25 protein-coding genes and 1 tRNA gene are annotated in these 20,547 nt (G+C 34.9%); 8 read left to right on the forward strand and 18 right to left on the reverse strand.

Features of this window, described 5'->3' with window-relative positions; translation table 11 throughout:
- The first annotated feature begins 482 nt into the window (after positions 1-482).
- A complete protein-coding gene (locus LV89_RS16050; RefSeq protein WP_229201534.1) occupies positions 483-1,553 on the forward strand; it encodes a mannose-1-phosphate guanylyltransferase in 1,071 nt (356 codons plus the stop codon).
- 37 nt (positions 1,554-1,590) lie between these two features.
- Here LV89_RS16050 and LV89_RS16055 read toward each other — a convergent pair whose 3' ends face one another.
- From LV89_RS16055 to LV89_RS16085, 7 genes are all read right to left on the reverse strand, one after another.
- Positions 1,591-2,469, reverse strand: coding sequence for a MerR family transcriptional regulator (locus LV89_RS16055; protein ID WP_109743937.1), 879 nt, complete (start codon positions 2,467-2,469; stop codon positions 1,591-1,593).
- Between the two features lie 199 nt (positions 2,470-2,668).
- Positions 2,669-3,385, reverse strand: a complete 717-nt coding sequence (locus LV89_RS16060) for a carotenoid biosynthesis protein (protein ID WP_229201535.1) — start codon at positions 3,383-3,385, stop codon at positions 2,669-2,671.
- A gap of 73 nt (positions 3,386-3,458) precedes the next feature.
- Positions 3,459-3,534 (reverse strand) — tRNA-His (locus LV89_RS16065).
- Between the two features lie 121 nt (positions 3,535-3,655).
- Entirely contained in the window at positions 3,656-4,264 is a 609-nt protein-coding gene (locus LV89_RS16070) for a superoxide dismutase (protein ID WP_109743938.1), read from the reverse strand.
- A 166-nt stretch (positions 4,265-4,430) separates the two neighbouring features.
- On the reverse strand, positions 4,431-4,868 hold the full coding sequence (locus tag LV89_RS16075) for a nucleoside deaminase (protein ID WP_109743939.1): 438 nt from the start codon (positions 4,866-4,868) through the stop codon (positions 4,431-4,433).
- 108 nt (positions 4,869-4,976) lie between these two features.
- Positions 4,977-6,056 carry a chorismate synthase gene (gene aroC, locus LV89_RS16080; RefSeq protein ID WP_109743940.1) on the reverse strand — a complete coding sequence of 360 codons (1,080 nt, stop codon included), beginning with the start codon at positions 6,054-6,056 and terminating at the stop codon, positions 4,977-4,979.
- A 218-nt stretch (positions 6,057-6,274) separates the two neighbouring features.
- The gene (locus LV89_RS16085; protein WP_109743941.1) at positions 6,275-7,759 is read right to left on the reverse strand and encodes a BatD family protein; all 1,485 of its coding nucleotides are present in this window, start codon (positions 7,757-7,759) and stop codon (positions 6,275-6,277) included.
- 178 nt (positions 7,760-7,937) lie between these two features.
- Here LV89_RS16085 and LV89_RS16090 point away from each other — a divergent pair, with 178 nt between their 5' ends.
- Together LV89_RS16090 and LV89_RS16095 are read left to right on the forward strand one after the other, a co-directional pair.
- The gene (locus LV89_RS16090) at positions 7,938-8,162 is read left to right on the forward strand and encodes a hypothetical protein (RefSeq protein WP_109743942.1); all 225 of its coding nucleotides are present in this window, start codon (positions 7,938-7,940) and stop codon (positions 8,160-8,162) included.
- Between the two features lie 311 nt (positions 8,163-8,473).
- Positions 8,474-8,995 carry an HNH endonuclease gene (locus LV89_RS16095; RefSeq protein ID WP_109743943.1) on the forward strand — a complete coding sequence of 174 codons (522 nt, stop codon included), beginning with the start codon at positions 8,474-8,476 and terminating at the stop codon, positions 8,993-8,995.
- Between the two features lie 88 nt (positions 8,996-9,083).
- Here the strand turns inward: LV89_RS16095 and LV89_RS16100 are convergent, their stop codons facing one another.
- The 11 genes from LV89_RS16100 to rpmH form a co-directional block, all read right to left on the reverse strand.
- Positions 9,084-9,596, reverse strand: a complete 513-nt coding sequence (locus tag LV89_RS16100; RefSeq protein WP_109743944.1) for a DUF2480 family protein — start codon at positions 9,594-9,596, stop codon at positions 9,084-9,086.
- A gap of 3 nt (positions 9,597-9,599) precedes the next feature.
- Complete coding sequence (locus LV89_RS16105) at positions 9,600-9,929, reverse strand: type II toxin-antitoxin system RelE family toxin (RefSeq protein ID WP_109743945.1); 330 nt, start codon at positions 9,927-9,929, stop codon at positions 9,600-9,602.
- Positions 9,919-10,149 carry a hypothetical protein gene (locus tag LV89_RS16110; protein ID WP_109743946.1) on the reverse strand — a complete coding sequence of 77 codons (231 nt, stop codon included), beginning with the start codon at positions 10,147-10,149 and terminating at the stop codon, positions 9,919-9,921. The genes LV89_RS16105 and LV89_RS16110 overlap by 11 nt, the downstream gene beginning before the upstream one ends.
- 56 nt (positions 10,150-10,205) lie before the next feature.
- Positions 10,206-10,889 (reverse strand): tRNA (adenosine(37)-N6)-threonylcarbamoyltransferase complex dimerization subunit type 1 TsaB, encoded by a 684-nt coding sequence (tsaB, locus tag LV89_RS16115; RefSeq protein ID WP_109743947.1) that lies wholly within the window; start codon positions 10,887-10,889, stop codon positions 10,206-10,208.
- Between the two features lie 216 nt (positions 10,890-11,105).
- The gene (locus LV89_RS16120; protein ID WP_211321219.1) at positions 11,106-12,773 is read right to left on the reverse strand and encodes a S41 family peptidase; all 1,668 of its coding nucleotides are present in this window, start codon (positions 12,771-12,773) and stop codon (positions 11,106-11,108) included.
- A 4-nt stretch (positions 12,774-12,777) separates the two neighbouring features.
- Positions 12,778-12,924, reverse strand: a complete 147-nt coding sequence (locus LV89_RS25245) for a hypothetical protein (RefSeq protein ID WP_158279607.1) — start codon at positions 12,922-12,924, stop codon at positions 12,778-12,780.
- 29 nt (positions 12,925-12,953) lie between these two features.
- Complete coding sequence (locus LV89_RS16125; RefSeq protein WP_146199182.1) at positions 12,954-13,526, reverse strand: SMI1/KNR4 family protein; 573 nt, start codon at positions 13,524-13,526, stop codon at positions 12,954-12,956.
- Between the two features lie 283 nt (positions 13,527-13,809).
- Positions 13,810-14,145 (reverse strand): type II toxin-antitoxin system RelE/ParE family toxin, encoded by a 336-nt coding sequence (locus LV89_RS16130; RefSeq protein WP_109743949.1) that lies wholly within the window; start codon positions 14,143-14,145, stop codon positions 13,810-13,812.
- Positions 14,138-14,353: a hypothetical protein gene (locus LV89_RS16135; protein WP_109743950.1), complete on the reverse strand. Its 216-nt coding sequence runs from the start codon at positions 14,351-14,353 to the stop codon at positions 14,138-14,140. Before LV89_RS16135 ends, LV89_RS16130 begins: the two co-directional genes overlap by 8 nt.
- Before the next feature lie 55 nt (positions 14,354-14,408).
- Complete coding sequence (gene rnpA, locus LV89_RS16140) at positions 14,409-14,867, reverse strand: ribonuclease P protein component (RefSeq protein ID WP_109743951.1); 459 nt, start codon at positions 14,865-14,867, stop codon at positions 14,409-14,411.
- A gap of 81 nt (positions 14,868-14,948) precedes the next feature.
- Positions 14,949-15,104: a 50S ribosomal protein L34 gene (gene rpmH, locus LV89_RS16145; RefSeq protein ID WP_109743952.1), complete on the reverse strand. Its 156-nt coding sequence runs from the start codon at positions 15,102-15,104 to the stop codon at positions 14,949-14,951.
- A 228-nt stretch (positions 15,105-15,332) separates the two neighbouring features.
- Between rpmH and LV89_RS16150 the strand changes: the two genes are divergently transcribed.
- The 5 genes from LV89_RS16150 (at position 15,333) to LV89_RS16170 (ending at position 20,529) form a co-directional block, all read left to right on the forward strand.
- On the forward strand, positions 15,333-16,766 hold the full coding sequence (locus LV89_RS16150) for a M61 family metallopeptidase (RefSeq protein WP_229201536.1): 1,434 nt from the start codon (positions 15,333-15,335) through the stop codon (positions 16,764-16,766).
- A 391-nt stretch (positions 16,767-17,157) separates the two neighbouring features.
- Positions 17,158-17,814, forward strand: coding sequence for an Imm26 family immunity protein (locus LV89_RS16155; RefSeq protein WP_109743953.1), 657 nt, complete (start codon positions 17,158-17,160; stop codon positions 17,812-17,814).
- 60 nt (positions 17,815-17,874) lie between these two features.
- Positions 17,875-19,056: a M20 metallopeptidase family protein gene (locus LV89_RS16160; protein ID WP_109743954.1), complete on the forward strand. Its 1,182-nt coding sequence runs from the start codon at positions 17,875-17,877 to the stop codon at positions 19,054-19,056.
- Positions 19,057-19,126: 70 nt separating this feature from the next.
- Positions 19,127-19,525 carry a hypothetical protein gene (locus LV89_RS16165; protein ID WP_146199183.1) on the forward strand — a complete coding sequence of 133 codons (399 nt, stop codon included), beginning with the start codon at positions 19,127-19,129 and terminating at the stop codon, positions 19,523-19,525.
- 128 nt (positions 19,526-19,653) lie between these two features.
- On the forward strand, positions 19,654-20,529 hold the full coding sequence (locus LV89_RS16170) for a hypothetical protein (protein ID WP_109743956.1): 876 nt from the start codon (positions 19,654-19,656) through the stop codon (positions 20,527-20,529).
- Positions 20,530-20,547 lie beyond the last annotated feature (18 nt).

The following is a 20,547-nucleotide window of genomic DNA, read 5'->3' on the forward strand; positions in this document are numbered from 1 at the left end:
GCAAATTATTATGCAAAAATTGGGATTAATTTTGAATTTATTATGCAAGCAGAGTAAATATTTTACAATTTTTTAATAAAATTATCCAAATAGTAGTGTTGTGCTTCTTAAAAAAGGTATATTTTTTGTTCTAATTGTCTCATTTTCAAGTTATAATAAGATATCGTTCAAATTGGGTCGTCATTTTCCTGAAAACTTAATTCCTGTTAAGTTAGATTACTCAAAACCAGAATATTAGTCTGCTTTACTAAATAAAATATATAAAGCTGATGACGTTCTATAAAGTCAAATTTAAAAGATGGGCAAACTGAGGTAGTGGTAGATGTATTTTTCTTGCATCCAGCTATCTTTACAGACAAATCAGAAAATAAACAAAGATTTGGCACTGTGCCAAGATTAATTTTTTCTATACAAATATTTATCAAAAAGTAAGTGAGTGTAACAATTATTTTTATTCTCAAAGCCTTACAAACAAGACAAATATGAAAAATAACAATTATGTAGTGATTATGGCGGGAGGCGTTGGAACTCGTTTCTGGCCTTTTAGTAGAACCAATAATCCAAAACAATTTCACGATGTTCTTGGAACGGGAAGAACACTTCTACAACAAACAGCCGACCGTTTTGAGGATATTTGTCCAAAAGAAAATATCTATATCGTAACCAGTAGCGATTATATTGGTTTGATAAAAGAGCAATTGCCTTTTCTTTCGGATAGCCAGATTTTAGCAGAACCTTCACGTAGAAATACCGCACCTTGTGTAGCGTATGCTTGCTATAAAATTGCTACGCAAAATCCAGAAGCGAATGTTGTAGTAGCTCCTGCCGACCATATCATTCTCAAGGAAAAAGAATTTGAGAAAAGAATCAACCTTGCTTTGGAAGCATCTGCCAAAGACGATATTTTAGTTACTTTAGGAATTACGCCAACACGTCCTGATACTGGTTATGGATATATTCAGTACGAAAAGTCAAATGATGATGTTAAAAAAGTAAAAACCTTCCGTGAAAAACCAAATTTAGAGTTAGCCAAATTGTTTGTAACAAGCGGTGAATATGTTTGGAATGCAGGTATTTTTATTTGGAATGCACAAGCCATCAAAAAAGCATTTGCCACAAATAGTCCTAAACTACATGATATTTTCTGTGCTGGAGAAAGTGCCTATTTTACCGAAAAAGAAGGTGATTTTATCAATGAAGTTTACCAAACTTGTGAAAGTATTTCCATTGATTATGCCGTGATGGAAAAAGCCGACAATGTTCATATCGTTCTTGGAGATATTGGTTGGTCAGATTTAGGAACTTGGAAATCTTTGTATGAAGTTTCGGAAAAAGATGAAAATGAAAACGTGATTGATGGCTCAACGATGCTTTATGGAGTGACCAATAGTATCATCAAAACGCCAAAAGATAGATTGGTTGTAGTACAAGGACTTGACGGCTATATCATTGCAGAATATGATAACGTGTTAATGATTTGTGAAAAAGAACAAGAACAATTTGTGAAAAACTTCGTAGCTGATGCGGGGAAAAAAGATAACAAATTTGTGTAAATTTTTAGAGCCGAAGCATTGCCTCGGCTCTAAAATATTATGCTGATGCAATTTCCATCAGATGCTTAATTTGCGTTATTATTTCTACATTATCAGGACAATCAATGTCTTGCCCCACTATTTGATAACCCGTCAGTAAAATTCTCGAATCTGGAAACTCTTTTCCCAGTTTATAAACATACTTTTGAATTTCATTTTGACTTGGCACTGAAGTTATCACTGTGAAAATAACATCAGGTTTATGAACACCATAAGCAAAGGCAAGTTCATTGAAAGGTAAACTTTGTCCCAAATAAATAACTTTATTCTGTCTCGAACGAATAATATAATTAGCGAAAAGCAGACTGATTTCGTGCATTTCTCCTTCTGGTAAGTACAAAAGATATTTCTTTGCCCCTTGTCTCAATGATGGCAACTGCCCATCAATAGCCACAATCAATTTCTGACGAATTAAGTTCGAAATAAAATGCTCTTGGGCAGGTCCAATAGAACCTGTAATCCATAAAGTGCCAATTCTGCTCAAAAAAGGATAAATGATGTTTGTCATCATGTTTTCAAAGCCAAATTGTAATGTATTGGTACTGACGATTTTTTCAAAACGCTCTTCGTCCAAATCAAGCATGGCGATTGTCAAAGCATGAATTTGGTCGGGATAATTCAGTTGCTTATCAGAAATTATCATGACCTCTTTTGACATTTCGTCAGAGGACATTTTGGAAATTTCTGAAATTTTATACCCGTGGTCTTTTAGCAAGGAAATATTTAAAACCAATTTTAAATCCTTGTCATCATACGTGCGAATATTTGTATCAGTACGGTCTGGCTTCAGGATATCGTATCGCTGTTCCCAAATTCGAAGCGTATGAGCCTTAATGCCCGAAAGCTGTTCAAGGTCTTTTATTGAATAATTGCTCATGGTTTGTTTCTATCGTCAGATTTCTCCACAGGTCTTTTTTTAATCAAGCTTCTCAATAAAACTTAAAATCGTTATCGTCTGAATAAACTTCTAACACAATATAGTGTTAACTAATAACTTAACAAAAAAATGTTCAAATTTATGCTCTTTAAGTTGACAACATTATGTTCAATAAAAAGTTTTAAAAATTAAACAAATTTTATGTTGTTCCCAAAGTTGAGTAATATAAATAAAGAAAAATAAAAAAAAGCAGTTGTAGCGTAAAAAGTAAGGGGGCTAACAAGTTGTTTTTCAGAAAATTAGCTTTTAAAAAAATAAATGTTAACAAAAAAGCAATCAAAAACCATGCTTGGAAGTTTTGAAGAGGTATTTGTTCATTTTGCCAATGCCAAAAATCTAAACGAATGGCTACGGGTTCAATGAGAAAATCTAAAGAAACCATTAAACTCGCCGCTAAAAAAGCCTTGAAAAATGTAAATGAGAATAGGGGATTAGTTGGGAATATTTTTTTTAAACGCACACATATATTTTGTGTAACGCTACTTGAACAATAAACCAATAATAACCAATTGGCTCCAATTACTAATGGAACGTTGAATAACTGAGTGCCTAATGTTTTACCGTACCGATATTCTCCAAAAATTATTCCTGTATGAACTCCAATGACTTCTACTAAAAATCCTGCTAAAAAAATAACGACTGCAATGAAAATAAACTTTATACTAAAATCTTGATGGAAGAGGAGGAGTAAAATTAAAGAAATCCAAAGATTGAGTGGGGATAAAAGCTTAAAGTATGGTTGTGTGAGAGGATAAATTAAACCAATTGTTCCTGCAAGATACATAAGTACAATAATCGTGAAGGTAATTGTACGATAACGTTCTGAAACAGATGATTTGATTTGAGCAAGAGTCATATATTTAAAACGGAATAAAAACTATTAGGTTTGAAAATACATAAAAAAAGCCTTGTCTATTCGACAAGGCTTTGGCAGGAAGATGGGGCTCGAACCCACGACCCTCGGCACCACAAACCGATGCTCTAACCAACTGAGCTACATCCTGCATGATGTGTGTTTTGGGACTGCAAAAGTAGTGAATAATTGATAATTAACAATAGATAGTGTAGTTTTTTTTTGAAAAATCTGCATTACGCTATCAATTGTTAATTATCAACGGTCAATTACTTACTTTGCAGCAGCATAACGAGCTTCTGCTCCGTTCCAATCAACTACGTTCCAGAATGCGTCGATGAAGTCTGGGCGTTTATTTTGATATTTCAAATAGTATGCGTGTTCCCAAACGTCCAAAGCAAGAATTGGTGTTCCTTTTGCTTCTGCTACATCCATCAAAGGGTTATCTTGATTTGGAGTTGAAGTTACCGCCAAAGAACCATCTTCTTTTACGATTAACCATGCCCAACCCGAACCAAAACGTCCAATACCTGCTTTTTTGAATTCAGCTTTCAAGTTGTCGAAAGAACCGAAAGTAGCATCAATTGCCGCAGCCAAAGTCCCTACTGGAGCTCCACCTGCATTTGGTGCAAGGATATTCCAGAAGAAAGTATGATTCCAATGTCCACCACCATTATTACGAACTGGAGCAGGAAGTTTACTGATTCCAGCCAATAATTCTTCAATAGTTTTTCCCTCTAAATCTGTACCAGCCACTGCTGCGTTAAGATTTGTTACATAAGCATTATGATGACGGTCATGGTGGATTTCCATTGTTAGTGCATCAAAATGTGGTTCTAACGCATCATTTGCGTATGGTAATGGGTCTAATACGAATGCCATTTTTCTAAAGTTTTAAATTGCTATGAGCTATAAGCATTAGGCTTAAAGCTTTTTTAAGTTAAATATGATAACGTTTATCAGTTAAGATACTGAATCTGACAGAAATTGAATGAGTCTATTGCTGAGAGCAAAAAGCCTATCGCAAAAAAAACTACAAAAACGGTAATTAAGTTCTAAGTCGAGCGAAAAAACGTTTTAAAATTTCTTCACAATCTTCTTGTAAGATGCCAAATGAAATTTGAGTTTTAGGATGTAAGATTTTACTTTGAATTTTCTGAAATCCCCGTTTTTCATCTGACGCTCCCCAAACAATTCTCCCAATCTGTGACCAAAAAATCGCACCAGCACACATGACACAAGGTTCAAGAGTAACATATAAGGTACAATCTTTCAAATATTTTGCTCCTAATTTCTGACTTGCAGCCGTAAGAGCCAACATTTCGGCATGAGCCGTTACATCTTTGAGCTTCTCTGTTTGGTTGTATCCTTTGGCAATAATTTGATTCTGACAAACTACAATTGCCCCAACTGGAATTTCTTCCTCATCAAAAGCATTTTCAGCTTGTTGAAGAGCGAGTTGCATAAAGTATTCGTCAGAAAACATGGTTATAAATTTATATTAGGGCTCAAAGTCACAAAGTTTTATTATTGGAATCTTTACTGTACTGTAAAAATACAATTAGACCGTTCGTGTCTTTGTGGCAAAATCAATTTACTTTGAATAAGCCTTATTTCTCAAATAAAAATCCACTAAAACCAAAGCTGCCATTGCTTCTACGATAGGTACAGCTCTTGGCACAACACATGGGTCGTGGCGGCCTTTCCCCGAAACGATGACCGAATTTCCCTCTGCATCAACACTTTCTTGGTCTTGCATAATGGTTGCCACAGGTTTGAAGGCTACTCTGAAATAAATATCTTCACCATTTGAAATACCTCCTTGAATTCCACCCGAATAATTGGTTTTTGTTCTAACCTTTCCGTTTTCATCAACATACATTTCGTCATTATGTTCCGAACCGTACATTTCCACACCGTCAAAACCACTACCGTACTCAAAACCTTTCACGGCATTGATGCTCAACATGGCTTTGCCTAATTCAGCATGAAGTTTGTCAAAAACAGGTTCTCCTAAGCCTACGGGCGTTCCTGTGATAACACAATTTACGACACCACCGATTGAATCCCCTTTTTTACGAGTTTCATCAATTAAATCGAACATTTGTTGAGCCATTGCTTGGTCTGGACAACGAACGGCATTTTCTTCTGCTTCAGCAATGTTTAACTGTTGGTAAGGTGTTGTTAATTTCAACTTTCCAACTTGCGAAACGTAGGATTGAATTTCAACACCAAATTGTTTCAACACCAACTTTGCAATTGCTCCAGCCGCAACACGAGCGATAGTTTCACGAGCGGAACTACGCCCACCACCACGATAATCACGATTTCCGTATTTTGCGGTGTAAGTATAGTCAGCGTGTGAAGGACGAAATTGTTGAGCAATATGTGAATAATCTTTTGAGCGTTGGTCGCCATTTCTTACAATTAATGAAATAGGCGTTCCTGTTGTTTTTCCTTCAAAAATTCCAGAAAGTACCTCAAACTCGTCAGCTTCTCGGCGTTGTGTTGTGATACGAGATTGCCCAGGTTTGCGACGGTCTAATTCTGATTGAATAAAAGACGAATCAAAGTCGATTCCTGACGGACAACCATCTATAATTACACCCACGCCAACTCCGTGAGATTCCCCAAATGTGCTGATTTTGAATAATTTACCGTATGTACTGCTCATGCTGTTTTTGAGTGGCGAGTTTTGAATTATATCAACCCAACCCCAACGTTCACTTTATTTGAATGAATAAAAATTATATTTAACCTTCAATGGAAGGCTTTTCTGAAATCGACTTTATTGTGCTAAGTCGGCGTTAGGATTTAGCATCATCATAAACCATTGATAATCAAACTCACGGCAATACTAAATCCTAATGCCTAAACCCAACACCTATTTAATTACTTTTTATTATTGAGATTAGGTATGAAAATGTAAATAAGTCCAATCAACATAATGACAATCAGGATGTTCGCTTCATCCTTTAAGATTTTTTTGAAATCACTTGCTTCTTCAGAAGAATCAGTGTTTTCAAGTCCATCATAAACGGATGTTTGCGTTAGGGGAGAGTCTGCCGTTTGAATAGCTTGCCCCGAAACCTCTAATTTTAAAACTGATTTTAATGTATCATATTTTTCAGTTTTGGTATTAAAATATACCCACTGAAAATATTTATCCAGTACAAAGTTACCAGCCCGCTTTGGAATAATCTGAAAAGTGAATGATTTTGTACTAATAATTTTATTGTTTTGAGGCGTATTGATGGCATCTACTTCGGGAGGGAAGAAATCAAAAATGCTGTCATTCTTGATTTGAGGTAATTTTACATTATATCCATCTCCCATAATTTGAAGACTGTATTCTACTGATTTTCCTGTAATGACCTTGTGTTTGTTCAGGGTTTCTCGCCATGTAAATTCCCCTACCGAAACTTCATTTTTTAACGGATGTGGAGGCAATTCTTTAGCTTTTACAGTAAATGAACCCGTTTGAAAAGTAACATAAGTTGATTTTTTACCACCGTTTTTTTCTGGTAAAAATTTTAACAAGCGTAAACTAACAGACGGGAAAATAATCTTTTTATCATTCAAAGGATAAAATGTTGATTGGTAAAGTTTGTATTGGGTATATTGTTTCCCATTGATACTCACCTGTGCTTCTTGCACCTCAGTTATTCCGAATGACTCCTCCCAACAGTTTTCTGGCTTGATTTTTTTGGTAATGATGGGAATTTGTGTGCTATTTTGGTCAAACTCGATTTCAGCAGTATTACTTTTTGCTACATAAAATGCCAAAGTAACAGTGAAACCCTGACCAACATAAGGGGTAGATTTTGAAGAACTCAATGATAAAAACGCATCTTCTTTTGTGTTTAAATTGGCTAATTCTGGGCTATTTCCTTCAATAAAGTCAGTAAAATCTTCTTGATTATCGGTTGGCTTGGCAGAATTTGATTCAGTATTGTTTGCGTCTTTTTTTCCAGAAGTGACTGTTTTGCTGACTTTTATCGATAAAGCTTCTTGTTTTAAGTCTGTCCCGTTAACATTTACTTTAAAAGCAGGAATTTTAAAAACACCTTCTTTTTTTGCGGCATAATTTTGGGTAATAGTACAAGTAGCAACGGGCTGACCACTTACATACGAACGTGCAATTGATTTAGAAACACCTCTTTTTGTAAAATTGGGAAGCTCTGGAAATTTGTATTCGGGATTGGGAGATTCACCCACAAACTTTAAAACCACTGTAACAACAAAGGGGTCTTCAAGCAAAATGTTTTTCTCTCCAATAATCAAAGAGACATCGCTGTTTTGTTGTGCTTTCGTCGATAAACACGCCAAAAGACAAAAAAATATTAAAATATTTATGTAATAATTTCTAAATTTCACCGTTGTTTCTGATGTTCATTCAAATAGAGTAAATACGTTTGTTTAATTTATCGGAAATGGATTTATGAAAAATTAACACTGAATTATCTATTAGTGCTTGATAATCAGAATTTTATCTTTTATTTTTAAACCGTTAAACAAAATTAATCCTTCCCCTCTTAAAAACACATTTAAAGCTATGACAACTTTAAATTACGTCAAAGTTATATTGGAAAAAGTTAGCTTCGATGCAAAATTATTCGAGAAAGAGTTAAGAAAAGCAATTAAGACCTTAGTAGTTGAAGAAATTAAAGAATTAAGGGCTTGGTGTTCGGAACAATTTGGCAAAATGTACAATCAAGTGATTGATAAATGTTTTAGTCGAATTCGTAGAAAAAAGGTTGACGTCGCAATTGCCAGTTAGAGATTTTCTTTCTCCACAAAATTTATTTTAATCATTAAGAATACCTTGAAAGACCTTCATTTGTGTGAAGGTCTTTTTTTATGGACTTTTAAATATAAAATGACCTTGTTGCTATTTTATAAGTGATTCTATAAACTTCTGATTAACAAAATATTAAGGAAAACAAAAATGTTTAATCTTGCGTTATTCTTAAAAGATTTATCAGTAATTTAGTTAGACAATAAAAAGGAATATTTTGAAACGATTTGAGAAAAAGGAATAATGATTTAGTGTAACGTTAAACTGTGCATTGGCACTTAAATTACTACATTATGAGTCGGAAAGTTTTAGTTTTAAATCAAGATTATAGTGCCTTAACGGTTTGTTCTATTCCCAAAGCATTTTTATTAGTCTTTCTGAAAAAAGCTGATTTAGTTGCCGAATCTGCTACGGAGCAATTGCGTAGCGTTTCCCAATCCTTTCCGATGCCTTCTGTCATTCGTCTTCATCGTTATGTTTATTTGCCGTACAAAGGGGTGATGTTGTCTCGACAAAATATTTTTAGACGAGACGGAGGACAATGTCAATATTGTGGAAAAACCGAAGATTTAACGCTCGACCATGTTTTGCCGAAATCAAGAGGAGGGAGGACTTCTTGGGATAACCTCACAACGGCTTGTAAACGCTGTAATTCTCGTAAAGGCGACCTTACTCCAGAAGAAGCAAATATGCCTTTAAATGTGAAACCTTATAAACCTTCTTTCGTGATGTTTTTGAGAGATTTTGGAGGAAGTATAGAAAATAGTTGGGTGCCGTTTTTGGGCAAAAAGAAGGAGAAAACTTTGGTAGAATAATGGTTTAGTAGTGGCGAATAGCATTCGCCAGATTTATACCAAAGGCGAATGCTATTCGTCACTACTTTGCCATCACAAATTATCAAATCTAAATTTTCTTTTTATATAAAGGAACAGTGCTGCATGGCTCGCCAAACATTAATGATTGCACGACGGGCTGTAAAAGTCTTGTGATTTCAACATAAGCTGCCGTTGGAACGGGTACTTTTGAACATCCTTTCACTACAACTCTTGCTCCACGATAATCTTCTATGTTTACTTTTTGAAGAGCGTCAAAAAACAATTTGTTTTCTAATTCTTCTAACGACCCAAAAACTACGGAATTTGCCACAGGTTGAAGTTTCGTAGTCAAAAGCATATATGCCCATGTGGGAACAATGGCATCTTCTGAACAGGTAATGGCAATGTTTTTCCCTGCGTATTGCGACCAGTCATGAGTTTTGAGGAAATCTCTAAAGTCTTTTTCTTTCAAAATCATTCCCATGAACAAATTATCTTTTAGGTCATAAACAATTCGTTCTCCTTTGTCGTAAAGGTCTTCTAAATCAAAAGTGATAAGTCCGCTATTAGCGACTTTATTGATGATTAATTCTTCTTCCATTTTTTAAGCCTCAATAGCTTCTAATAATTCTTCGAGTTCTCCATTTTCAAGGCTTTCTCTATCCGATTTGTCATAAACAGTAAGTAGATAAACATCTTCTTGACTGATATGAACATAAGTAATTACCCTTGCACCTCCTGATTTGCCTTTTTTCTTGGACTCGATTTTAAGTCGAATTTTATAGCATGATTTTCCTAAATTATCGCCTTGCATTGGATTTTCCTCCAAATCTTCAATTAACTTTATTAAATCCGTTTTGAATGAAGCATATCTTTTGGAGAGCCGTTTTGCATCTTTTTGGAATCTATCCGATAATGAAATATTATAACTCATTGATAAATTCTCGTGCAGATTTAAGCTTTATTTTTCTTTTTTTAGCTAAGTTTACTTCTTCAATTGCCTCTTTTAGACCTTTTAAAATTTGTTCTTTTGAAGGTTCATCATCCATTAAAATTGAGGCAAGTTCAGCCCGTTCTTTTTTAGGGAGTTGTCTCGCTAATTCTACCAATTGATAGAATGATAGTGATAAATTGACATTTAATGATGTTTGCATGGCAATAATTTTTTATTCAATATTACAAAAAATAAAACGAAATAATTACCTTAATTCTACGCTTTTTTAGGCTGTGTTCCCACAAAATCTTTCAAATAAAAAGGCTCGAAAGTCACAACGTTTTCAAATAACGATTTTTCAAACGAATTGGTTGCCAAAACACCCACCGTTTTTGCCGAAGGCGTAATGTCCGTTTTTAAGAAAATAGCATTTTTATGGGTTATTTTCTCTTGACATTTAGCTGCTCCATCACCAAAGAAAACAATTTTCTTTTGTTCAAAAATGTCACTAAAAGAATCTTCATCAATAATTTTCGCCTCCGTTTCTGAAATGGTATTCATTTGGTTATCAATAATTTGACAATAAACTTCCATTCTCCGTGCGTCAATCATTGGACAAAGTAAATGCGATTCATCATAAAAATTTTTTACTTGCAATGCCATCGCCTCCAAAGTGTTTACAGAAATTAGTGGTTTGTCGAGAGCAAAGCAAAAACCTTTTGCAGTGGATACGCCAATGCGTAAACCTGTGTAAGAACCAGGACCTTTAGCAACGGCAATGGCATCTAATTGATTAAGTGAAAAACCTCCATGATTTACGACATTTTCGCATAAAGTCGTGAGCATTCCAGAATGTGATTTTTCTGCAAATAATTCGCTAATAGCCAGTAAGTTACCATCTTGATGAAGAGCTACTGAACAAACTTTTGTGGAGGTATCTATACTAAGAATTAAAGACATATTTTAATTTCGTATTGTTGGTAAGATTTTCGTCTGAATTTGGATTCGTAGTATTAGAGGATTTTAGGATTGAATTTGAAAAGACATAATCCTAAAAATCCCTTAATCTCATTAATCCAAGTTCAGACAAAAATATTTCACAAAATTACACCCAAAGCCATCAAATAAAAATAGCGACCGATTTCTCAGTCGCTATTTTTATTTGATATTCATCTTTTACTTATTTCCTTTCAAAATAGCATTGTAGCGATTCATATCTCCAAACAATTTTAATGCTGCTTGAATTTCTGGGTCTTTTGCAAAAGATTGCTCACGAGTGCCTTTTTGTAAGTAATAATGAACGATAATTTCTTGCTCCAAAGCAGTCTTGATTTCATCCTTAAATTTCATCATATCCGCTTCTTTATTATGTGATAATTTTGAACGGAGTGCCTTCAATTGCTCCGAAACATTATCGTAATATCGTTCCTTCTTAGCAGATGCTTCTAAAAGATTTAAGTCTTTTTCTGCTTGCGTTGTATAGTCAAATTCTTGAGAAGATGCCCATTTTACAAACTCATTATACTCAGCATCTGAAATTTCAAAATCCTTTGCTGCCTTAATAGTTGGATGGTCAAAGTGATATTTGATAGCATAGTCAAATAATACATATTTGTTTGACAATGAAAGTGTTACTGCTGCTGGGGCAGGTTTGTCAACCTCAATGTCTGGTAAAACGCCACCGCCATCATAAACCGTTCTTCCGCTCTTTTTAGTTTTAAAAGGACGCTTCAATGAATCTGGTAATTTACCAACGCTACCGTCTGGATTACGATGTGCATAATCAATCGCTTGAATACATCGTCCGCTTGGAATATAGTATTTTGCGGTGGTAACTTTTAGCTTAGTATTATACGTTAGGTCACGAGTAACTTGTACCAAACCTTTACCATAAGTACGTTGTCCAATCAAAACGCCACGGTCATAATCTTGAATTACACCCGAGACAATTTCCGCCGCCGAAGCACTACGAGAGTTAGTTAAAACAGTAATTGGCATTTCGGTATCCATTGCAGGATTTAGTCCTGTGTAAGTCTTATTCCATTCTTGAACCTTTCCCTTTGTCGAAACAATTTCTGACTCTTTTGGTAAGAAAACATTACAAATATCAACCGCCATGTTCAATAATCCACCTGGATTTTCACGAAGGTCAAGCACCAATTTCTTCATGCCTTTTGCTTTTAAATCAGTAAAAGCCTGACGCACTTCTTTGGATGCCGTTCCCGTAAAATCCTTCAAATCAATGTAGCCAACTTCGTCGTTAATCATGCCATAGTAAGGAACATTTTTCATTTTTACGACATCACGAGTAACTGAAATATCTTCTAATTTATCCGTTCCGTAACGTTTTACGGTCAATTTTACGGAAGTTCCTGTTTGCCCTTTAATCAATTTTCCGGGGTCGATACCTTTTTTAGATTTCAAATCAACGCCATCAACTTTCACGATTTCATCGCCAATTTTCAAACCTGATTTTTCGGCAGGTGTTCCTTCGTCAATTAGCATCACCACGATACGTCCGTTACGGTTGCCTGTTACGATACCGATACCGTTGTATTTGCCCGTTGTCATGGTCATATAATCCTCAATATCGTCTTCGGCATAATAGACGGTATAAGGGTCAAACGACTTCAACATCGCATCAATAGACGTTTTGATGGTCTTATTCGGGTTAATTTCATCTACATAATAACGATTCAATTCCTTGAAAAGCGTAGCGTAAATATCCAAATTTTTAGCAATATCAAAGAAACGTTCCCCTGGGTCAGAGAAGGATGCCAACGATAGTCCCACAACCGTTATTCCAGTGACTATTAGGGTTTTAGTGTATTTTTTTATATTCATTTTATTACGCTTTAAGCATTGATACCATTTTGTTCATGTCAACTTTTTTAAGAAATTCTTTGGCAACATTGTGTTTTGCATCAAAGGCTTCTTCGACCGTTTTATAAGTCTTAATATCTTTGTCTTTTTTATTAATTGCTGTTGTTTTCATCATTTTCATTAACCTCAAAACCCCGAATTTCAAATTTCAGTTTCCTGACAATCAACCAGATTTCTCACAAACTCTTCAAAATTCTTAGCTAAAAAAATGGTTTCATTTACCTCTGGATCAAAATATACAACTTCTGGCTCTCCATTATTATCACATTTTGAATAATCAAACATAACTACTTCAAATCCTCCTGATGTTTCACAAAAATAAATACCTGTATTTGGAAGATGCCATTCACTAATTCTGTATTTTGCTCCCATTGGACCACAAATAGAACAATTTTTCTCTCTGCCAATTGCAGCAAAATCAGAAACAAGTATGTGACTACTTACCCACGTCGTTGATTTTTCAATTGGGTAACAACATTTTTGAAGGCTACCTCCATTTTGAACTCTCATAAATTCAATGTAAGATTCAGGAAGTTTATAGCCAAGTTCTTGTTCGATTGATTCAATTAGTTCATTTGTTGGGTATTCTTCTGTATATGTTTCAATCAAAAAAATATCACTCCAAAAATTTTCAAAATCAAAATCTTTAAAAATTTGTAACCCGTTGTTGGACATAGAGTTTTGATACATTTCTTCTTTGTTAATGTTATCCATCCCGCCGTCGTTTGGTATTTTCACCAACCACACTATTGCCGTTGATTTCTATGACAAAATCAAGGAGAAGTTATCGGAATTTTCATATTTTTCTATTTCCTCGGCTGGTAGCTCCCCGTCCTTTGGTCGTGTGTCGTCCTATTTACTCGGCTGGTAGGTAGCTCTCCGTCCCGTGGTCGTATGTCCTCACCAACTACTCTTGCGTAAGCAACTCGCTAATTAGGTTTTGTTGTAATTTATTGGTATTCAAGTGTTTATGTTTGTTGCGTGTCTAAAAAACATTTTACTCCAAATCATCTCTAACTTCTTTTACCAATTTTTTAATATCATTATCTTTAATGGTCGATATTTCCGATTTATCATAAATACTTACAAGATAAACTTCTTTTTGTTCGGTAACAACGTAGGTGATTATCCTTGCACCACCACTTTTACCACTATTTTTACTTTCAATAGCAAGTCTAATTTTGTAGGTGTTGTTACCCAAATCTGTTCCCTGAGAAGGGTTTTCTGATAAAGAACTTTCAAATTCAATTAGTTCGCTAACCAAAGATTTGTATTTCTTTTTGAGTTTTTTAACTTGTCGTAAAAACCTTGGTGTAGGGATAACATCAAACATTAAACGCTTCTTTTAAAGATATTTTCTTTAATTTTCCTTGTTGCATTTTTTTTATTTCACCAAATGATGCTTTTAAGTCTCGTTTTACCTTTAAAAGTTGCTCGTATTTACTGAATTTTTCTTGTAGAGAATTCCAATCTTCTATTGGTATTTGGACTAATTTACGTCCTGTGGTATCTGTAATATATTGAATATGTGATGTAAGCATTTTCTTGTTTTTATAATATTTAACGCAAAATCAAATACGATATTTCAATCAAAAACTAAACCATTTTCTTAAAAATCGCTTTCATTGATTTTTCTATCTTGGCATAATCTTCAATTGTCTTTGCAATATACACAAAAGCAATGTAAGCAGGAATCTGATTGGAGGGTTTTTGCATCAAAAGATGCTTATTGAGGCGGTATGCCTCACGAGTGCGGCGTTTTACCAAGTTTCTATCAACGGCGTGTTTGAATGAACGCTTAGAAACGGAGATTAGGATTTGGGGAGGCGTAGTCGTAAGTGGTAAATTTTCAAGAGTCGTAAGTTCTCCTGATTCAGTCACATTCAAGTCTTCGCTTATGACTTGTGACTTATCACTTAATATTTCGTGAATATAAGTAACACGAAAAGGGTAGAGAAAAACCGATGGGTTTGTTTCTCTACCCTTTTTATCAAAGAGTTGTTCAATAACTTTTTTGGAATTGAGTCTTTCTGACTTTTTAAAAGTAAATTTCACGATATTCAGTTAATAGTTAAAATTTAATAAGTAATAATTGAACTAACTATTCTCTATTAAGAATCAACTATTCTCTAAAATCTATTTACCTCTTTTCTCGTCTGAAACTGTCAATTTATGTCTTCCTCTTGCACGACGAGCCGCTAATACACGACGACCGTTTGGAGTTGACATTCTCTCACGGAAACCGTGCTTATTTTTTCTCTTTCTTACCGATGGTTGAAACGTTCTTTTCATGACTATATCTTAATAAAAATCTTTGAGTTCTAAAAACAGGACTGCAAAGGTACTGAAGTTTTTTTTAATTGCAAATTGTTTTAAAAAAGTTTCTGGTTTTATATGATTGATTATGAGTAAATTGGATGCTCAATAATACCAAATACATAGTTGAGACGCTATGAAAATTGGATTTTTGTAGAATAAAAACATAATCTAAACGTAAGATTTTAAGTTAGTCAATACTATATGATAAAGTATAAAATTTCATCTGAAAACCCACAAAGTCACTACCTAAATATTGAGATGGTGATTGATAATATTAGTGCAGAAACAATTGAGTTGCAGTTGCCTGCTTGGCGACCAGGGCGTTATGAATTACAACATTTCGCTAAAAATATTCAACGATTTGAAGTAGAATCTTCTCAAGAAAATGTACCTTTTTATAAGATAACAAAAGACAGATGGGTTTTGGAAGTTTCTGGATTACAGGAGGTTAATGTTAAATTTACTTATTTTGCAAATCTCCAAAATGCAGGAAGTTCCTTTGTAGATGAGTCGGTGATGTATGTGAATTTTGTCAATTGTTTACCTTATATTGAAGGACGAATGGAAGAGCCTTGTGAGGTGGAAGTCGTGCTGCCCGATGACTATAAAATTGCTTGTGGAATGGCTCATGAGAATTTTGTTTTCTCACCCAAAGACTATCATCAATTGGTGGATTCGCCGATGCTTGCAAGTCCGTATTTGCAATGTCAAAAATATCAAGTTGAGGATGTTGATTTTTATGTTTGGTTTTTAGGAAATTATATTCCGAATTGGGAGAAATTATTATCAGATTTTCAGAAATTTTCCGAAAAACAAGTAAAAGTGATGGGCGATTTTCCCGAAAAAGACTATCATTTTATCAATTGGATTTTGCCAACTTCATTTTATCATGGCGTGGAACATCGTAATTCAACCATGATTGTATTAGGGCCAGACTCGGAGGGCGATGGACTTTATACTGACCTTTTGGGTGTGTCTTCGCACGAGTTGTATCACGCTTGGAATATTTGTAAAATTCGTCCCGTTGAAATGATGCCTTATGATTTTACGAAGGAAAACTATTTTCCAACGGGTTTTGTGGCGGAAGGCGTTACGACTTATTACGGAGATTTATTCTTGGTACAATCGGGTGTTTTTACGCAAGAACAATATTTTAAAGAATTAGAAACCGTCTTGAAACGTCATTTTGAGCAAGATGGGAAGGCGTTTCAGTCGTTGGTAGAATCTTCGTTTGATTTGTGGTTGGATGGTTACGTGCAGGCTATTCCGCACCGCAGAGTTTCGATTTATCAGAAAGGGGCAGTTGTCGCTTTGGTTTTGGATTTGATGATTCGCTTGCGTTTTGGACACCGAAAATCATTAGAAACCGTCATGCAAATTTTGTGGGAACGCTTCGGAAAAACGGCTGTTGGTTACTCATTAGAAGATTATCAGCGAGTTTGTGAAGAAGTGTACGGACGCTCATTATCAACCTATTTTGTGGATTGTATTCATGGAAATATTCCACTTGAAAGTATGGTTAATGAGTTATTAGATGCTTTTGGTTTGCAGATGCAGTGGAATGAGGAAGGAAAGATTCATTTGGAAATAATGGAAGCAGAGAATGAGAATCTGAAATTGTGGTTAAATTTGTAGAGAAATAAGCTAAACATTGGTTTTAAGGTTGAGCATCTTCGATGCTCCCTTTTCAAAATTTTACTTTTTCTACAAAGGTTATACTTCTCCGAAGTAATTACCAACTATGCTACTTCGGAGAAGTAAAACCTTTGTAGAAACTAATAATTTCCTACGGTGAGGGCTTCGGAGAAGCCAAACCTTAAATTTTGATACAGAATTTAGCTCGAAATGAAAAGAAGCTCCAACGAATTTTGATAAGATAGAAACAAGGAATAAAACAGAAATAAGCCTTCAAAATCTGAATATTTCATCACAGAAAAGAGAGAGTATTTTGGGGGCTATGATGGCGTAGATTTGAATCATTTGCTTGCATATTTCAAGTAACCGCAATTGAGAAATAAATATAGTAATGGAGAATACTACTTTTGAATTACGAGAAATTATAGATAGTCATCACGGAATGGTTTGGGAATTACCAATGACACAAGACTTAGGGTTTGCTTATGTACAAACTATTTCAATGTCATCTTTTAGTCAGTTGGGAACATTAGTCAAAATTCTAAATTATCGTTCTAATGAACCATTTAAAGGAAAAAGTATAGATTTTTTCAAGCAATTTGACTTTTTAACCAGTCCAATTTTAGGGATAAATCCACCATCACAGAGAGGAGATAATAAGTGGAAAAAGATAGGATATTTACCTTTGTTAGAAGAAGATTTGATTAGTCCAGAATTTAAATCAGAATTTATAAAGATTGAAGGTAAAAATCCAAATGAATTTACTTGGTATGTTTTTTATGGAATTTCAGCTTCCAATACATTAGAAGAACAATTCACCTACGAACAAGTTAAACATCTAAGTTTTTTTGGCTTTACCAACTTACGATTTATGCGACATAGAATAACTATGGAATGGATGAAATATTTAGATATGAATTATGATAATTATGAAACAATAGATTCTCCATCGTATATAAATATTGAAGACCAAAAGTATTTTGTAAAGTGTGGTGTAAACTATTCTGAGGTAGATAAATCAATAAGAGGTAGAGCAATTCGAGTATGATATTTTCTTCAATTCAATGAATGAAGACATCATAAAAAGAGTACCAATTTTAAAACATAAATGAAAGAAAAAATAAAACAATTAGCCCACGCCCATGCAGGTGAATTTGTGGCTAACCGCAGACATTTACATCAAAATCCTGAGTTGTCGTATCAGGAATATAATACGCAGAAATACGTTGCAGAACGCCTGAAAGAAATTGGTATTACGCCAACGTCAATCGCCAATACTGGTTTGGTGGCTACCATTGAAGGGAGAAATCCATCTTCAAAAGTGGTGGCATTACGTGCAGACATGGACGCTTTGCCAATTGTGGAGGCAAACGATGTTTCGTATAAATCTCTAAATGAGGGAGTTATGCACGCTTGTGGGCATGATGTTCACACGGCTTCGTTGTTGGGTGTTTCTAAGATTTTACATAACTTACGCAACGAATTTGAAGGAACGGTAAAATTGGTTTTCCAACCTGCCGAAGAAAAAGCCCCTGGTGGTGCCTCAGTAATGATTGCGGAAGGTGCTTTGTTGAACCCAACGCCTCATAAAATGTTAGGTCAGCACGTGGCTCCGAATATTCCCGTGGGTAAAATTGGTTTCCGTGAGGGAATGTATATGGCAAGTGCCGACGAATTGTATTTTACCGTAAAAGGTAAGGGCGGACACGGTGCCATGCCCGAATTAGGCATCGACCCTGTGTTAATTACTTCGCACATCATTGTGGCTTTACAGCAAATTATCAGTCGTAATCGTAACCCACGTTATCCGTCGGTATTGACTTTCGGAAAGGTAATTGCAAATGGTGCAACCAACGTAATTCCCAATGAAGTTTATGTAGAAGGGACTTTCCGTGCGATGGACGAAGAATGGCGTGCCGATGCTTTGGGACGCATCAAGAAAATGGCAGAAGGCATTGCCGAATCAATGGGAGGTACTTGTGAAGTTTTTATTCAGAAGGGTTATCCATTCTTGAAAAATGAACCAGAATTGACTCGCAGAATGAAAAATGCAGCCGTTGATTTTATGGGTCAGGAAAATGTGATTGATTTGGATATTTGGCTCGCTGCCGAAGATTTTGCCTATTATACACACCACGTTGATTCATGTTTTTATCGTCTCGGAACACGTAATGAAGAAAGAGGGATTATCTCAGGCGTGCATACCCCAACGTTTGATATTGACGAAAGTGCTTTGGAAATCGGAGCGGGATTGATGTCTTGGTTGGCAGTTAGTGAGTTGAAAATGTAGTACGGACAGCCTTGTCCGTTGTGATAAAATAAATTACCCTCTACGGACAAGGCTGTCCGTGTTACAAAATATGAAAAGAATATTTACCTTCTTGCTTTTGACATTTATGATAAGTTGTAAATCTGTTCCAGAAAATCAACAAATTACCGTTGCTTCGGGCGGTGGTTTTACAGGCGTTTGGCATGAATACACACTTAAACCCGACGGACAAATTCTCCATAAAGCCAGCAATGTGGATTCGGTGGAGGTGGTAAAAACACTTTCAAAATCGAAAACGAAGAAGTTTTTCAAGGAAATAGAAGCCTTGAAATTGGACGAAAAGAAAATGGACGAAGCTGGAAATATGTCGTATTACGTACAGTTTTCAGAACGTAAAAAGTTTAGCCACAAAGTACAATGGGCAGACAAAACCATGCCTGCCGACTCAGTAAAGACCTTTTATAATACTTTTATGGAGTTGTTGAAGTAGGTTTCGTTTGAGCATGAACGCTCAAGGTGATTCAAGTCTTGAGACTTGAACCAGTACAAATGCTGTTAAGATTCGAGAATTACCAACTTTTAAAAAGTTGGTAATTCTTTAACCCTATTTAAAACTTTATGGAAAACTCTACGGAAGAAAATCTTGACCAAAAGAAAAAGGAACTTGAAATAGTTAAGTTAGAGAGGGAAATCACTAAACTTGAATGTGAGGGGACTGAACTAAAATGGCGAAAATATAGTAATTGGGGACCTGCAATAATAGCAATTTTTTCTGTTGCAATTGTTGGGTTCAATGGATACTTAACAGACTCAAAATCAAAATTAGTTGCTGAAGAAACCAAGAATCAGCAAGTTAAGAATGACAAATCAAGAGATATTTTTCGCAGAGACAGCTTAATTCTAATAGCACAAAAGAATAAAATTCAGAGGCAACTTGATAGTTTAGGGCAAAAGTTTATTGATGACAAACAAAAATTTGATAAAGAAAGAGCAAAATATGGTTATGTAATTTCGAAAAAAGAAATTGAAATAGGGGCGTTAAAAAATGAGAAAACGCTACTTTCTTCTGAAATTTCAAAAGTTGAAAACTGTTTTCCAAAAGCAAAAGAGTTTTTGTTAGAATATTGTGTAAAAACTAATGTAAAAGGGTTATCGTATGATTCTCTTATTAATCAAATAACTCCACCCCCATATAAAACAAGATTTAATAGACCATTAGAAGAAATTGCAAAATTAGATATTTCAAAAATGAATTACAGTGAATTTTTGCAAAGAACAGCCAATTTTAAACTTAGAGATGATACTTTTAAAGTAAATGCAGTTTCAGAAGACGGTTCCATTAATATTGTTGTATATGCTATTAGGGGTAATTTAACAGTAAGGCAAGCTCCACAAATGATAGCTAATATTAAATCTAAATTTGAATGTTACAAGGATTTAAGCATAAGCCAGAAATTGAAATTATTAAATGAAGTTATTGTAAGAAAAAATTAACCATCCAATAACCAACTC

This window comes from Arcicella aurantiaca, assembly GCF_003148625.1.
In the GTDB taxonomy this organism is placed as follows: Bacteria; Bacteroidota; Bacteroidia; order Cytophagales; family Spirosomataceae; genus Arcicella; species Arcicella aurantiaca.

Coding starts and splice junctions, on each gene's coding strand:
- LV89_RS16095 (WP_109743943.1), top strand. CDS start 8,474: ATGAGTCGGAAAGTTTTAGTTTTAAATCAAGATTATAGTGCCTTAACG.
- LV89_RS16130 (WP_109743949.1), bottom strand. CDS start 14,145: ATGTTTGATGTTATCCCTACACCAAGGTTTTTACGACAAGTTAAAAAA.
- LV89_RS16110 (WP_109743946.1), bottom strand. CDS start 10,149: ATGCAAACATCATTAAATGTCAATTTATCACTATCATTCTATCAATTG.
- LV89_RS16120 (WP_211321219.1), bottom strand. CDS start 12,773: ATGAATATAAAAAAATACACTAAAACCCTAATAGTCACTGGAATAACG.
- LV89_RS16060 (WP_229201535.1), bottom strand. CDS start 3,385: ATGACTCTTGCTCAAATCAAATCATCTGTTTCAGAACGTTATCGTACA.
- LV89_RS16090 (WP_109743942.1), top strand. CDS start 7,938: ATGACAACTTTAAATTACGTCAAAGTTATATTGGAAAAAGTTAGCTTC.
- LV89_RS16165 (WP_146199183.1), top strand. CDS start 19,127: ATGAAAAGAATATTTACCTTCTTGCTTTTGACATTTATGATAAGTTGT.
- LV89_RS16075 (WP_109743939.1), bottom strand. CDS start 4,868: ATGTTTTCTGACGAATACTTTATGCAACTCGCTCTTCAACAAGCTGAA.
- LV89_RS16105 (WP_109743945.1), bottom strand. CDS start 9,929: ATGAGTTATAATATTTCATTATCGGATAGATTCCAAAAAGATGCAAAA.
- LV89_RS25245 (WP_158279607.1), bottom strand. CDS start 12,924: ATGAAAACAACAGCAATTAATAAAAAAGACAAAGATATTAAGACTTAT.
- LV89_RS16070 (WP_109743938.1), bottom strand. CDS start 4,264: ATGGCATTCGTATTAGACCCATTACCATACGCAAATGATGCGTTAGAA.
- LV89_RS16100 (WP_109743944.1), bottom strand. CDS start 9,596: ATGGAAGAAGAATTAATCATCAATAAAGTCGCTAATAGCGGACTTATC.
- LV89_RS16055 (WP_109743937.1), bottom strand. CDS start 2,469: ATGAGCAATTATTCAATAAAAGACCTTGAACAGCTTTCGGGCATTAAG.
- tsaB (WP_109743947.1), bottom strand. CDS start 10,889: ATGTCTTTAATTCTTAGTATAGATACCTCCACAAAAGTTTGTTCAGTA.
- LV89_RS16170 (WP_109743956.1), top strand. CDS start 19,654: ATGGAAAACTCTACGGAAGAAAATCTTGACCAAAAGAAAAAGGAACTT.
- LV89_RS16135 (WP_109743950.1), bottom strand. CDS start 14,353: ATGCTTACATCACATATTCAATATATTACAGATACCACAGGACGTAAA.
- LV89_RS16050 (WP_229201534.1), top strand. CDS start 483: ATGAAAAATAACAATTATGTAGTGATTATGGCGGGAGGCGTTGGAACT.
- aroC (WP_109743940.1), bottom strand. CDS start 6,056: ATGAGCAGTACATACGGTAAATTATTCAAAATCAGCACATTTGGGGAA.
- LV89_RS16160 (WP_109743954.1), top strand. CDS start 17,875: ATGAAAGAAAAAATAAAACAATTAGCCCACGCCCATGCAGGTGAATTT.
- LV89_RS16155 (WP_109743953.1), top strand. CDS start 17,158: ATGGAGAATACTACTTTTGAATTACGAGAAATTATAGATAGTCATCAC.
- LV89_RS16150 (WP_229201536.1), top strand. CDS start 15,333: ATGATAAAGTATAAAATTTCATCTGAAAACCCACAAAGTCACTACCTA.
- rpmH (WP_109743952.1), bottom strand. CDS start 15,104: ATGAAAAGAACGTTTCAACCATCGGTAAGAAAGAGAAAAAATAAGCAC.
- LV89_RS16125 (WP_146199182.1), bottom strand. CDS start 13,526: ATGGATAACATTAACAAAGAAGAAATGTATCAAAACTCTATGTCCAAC.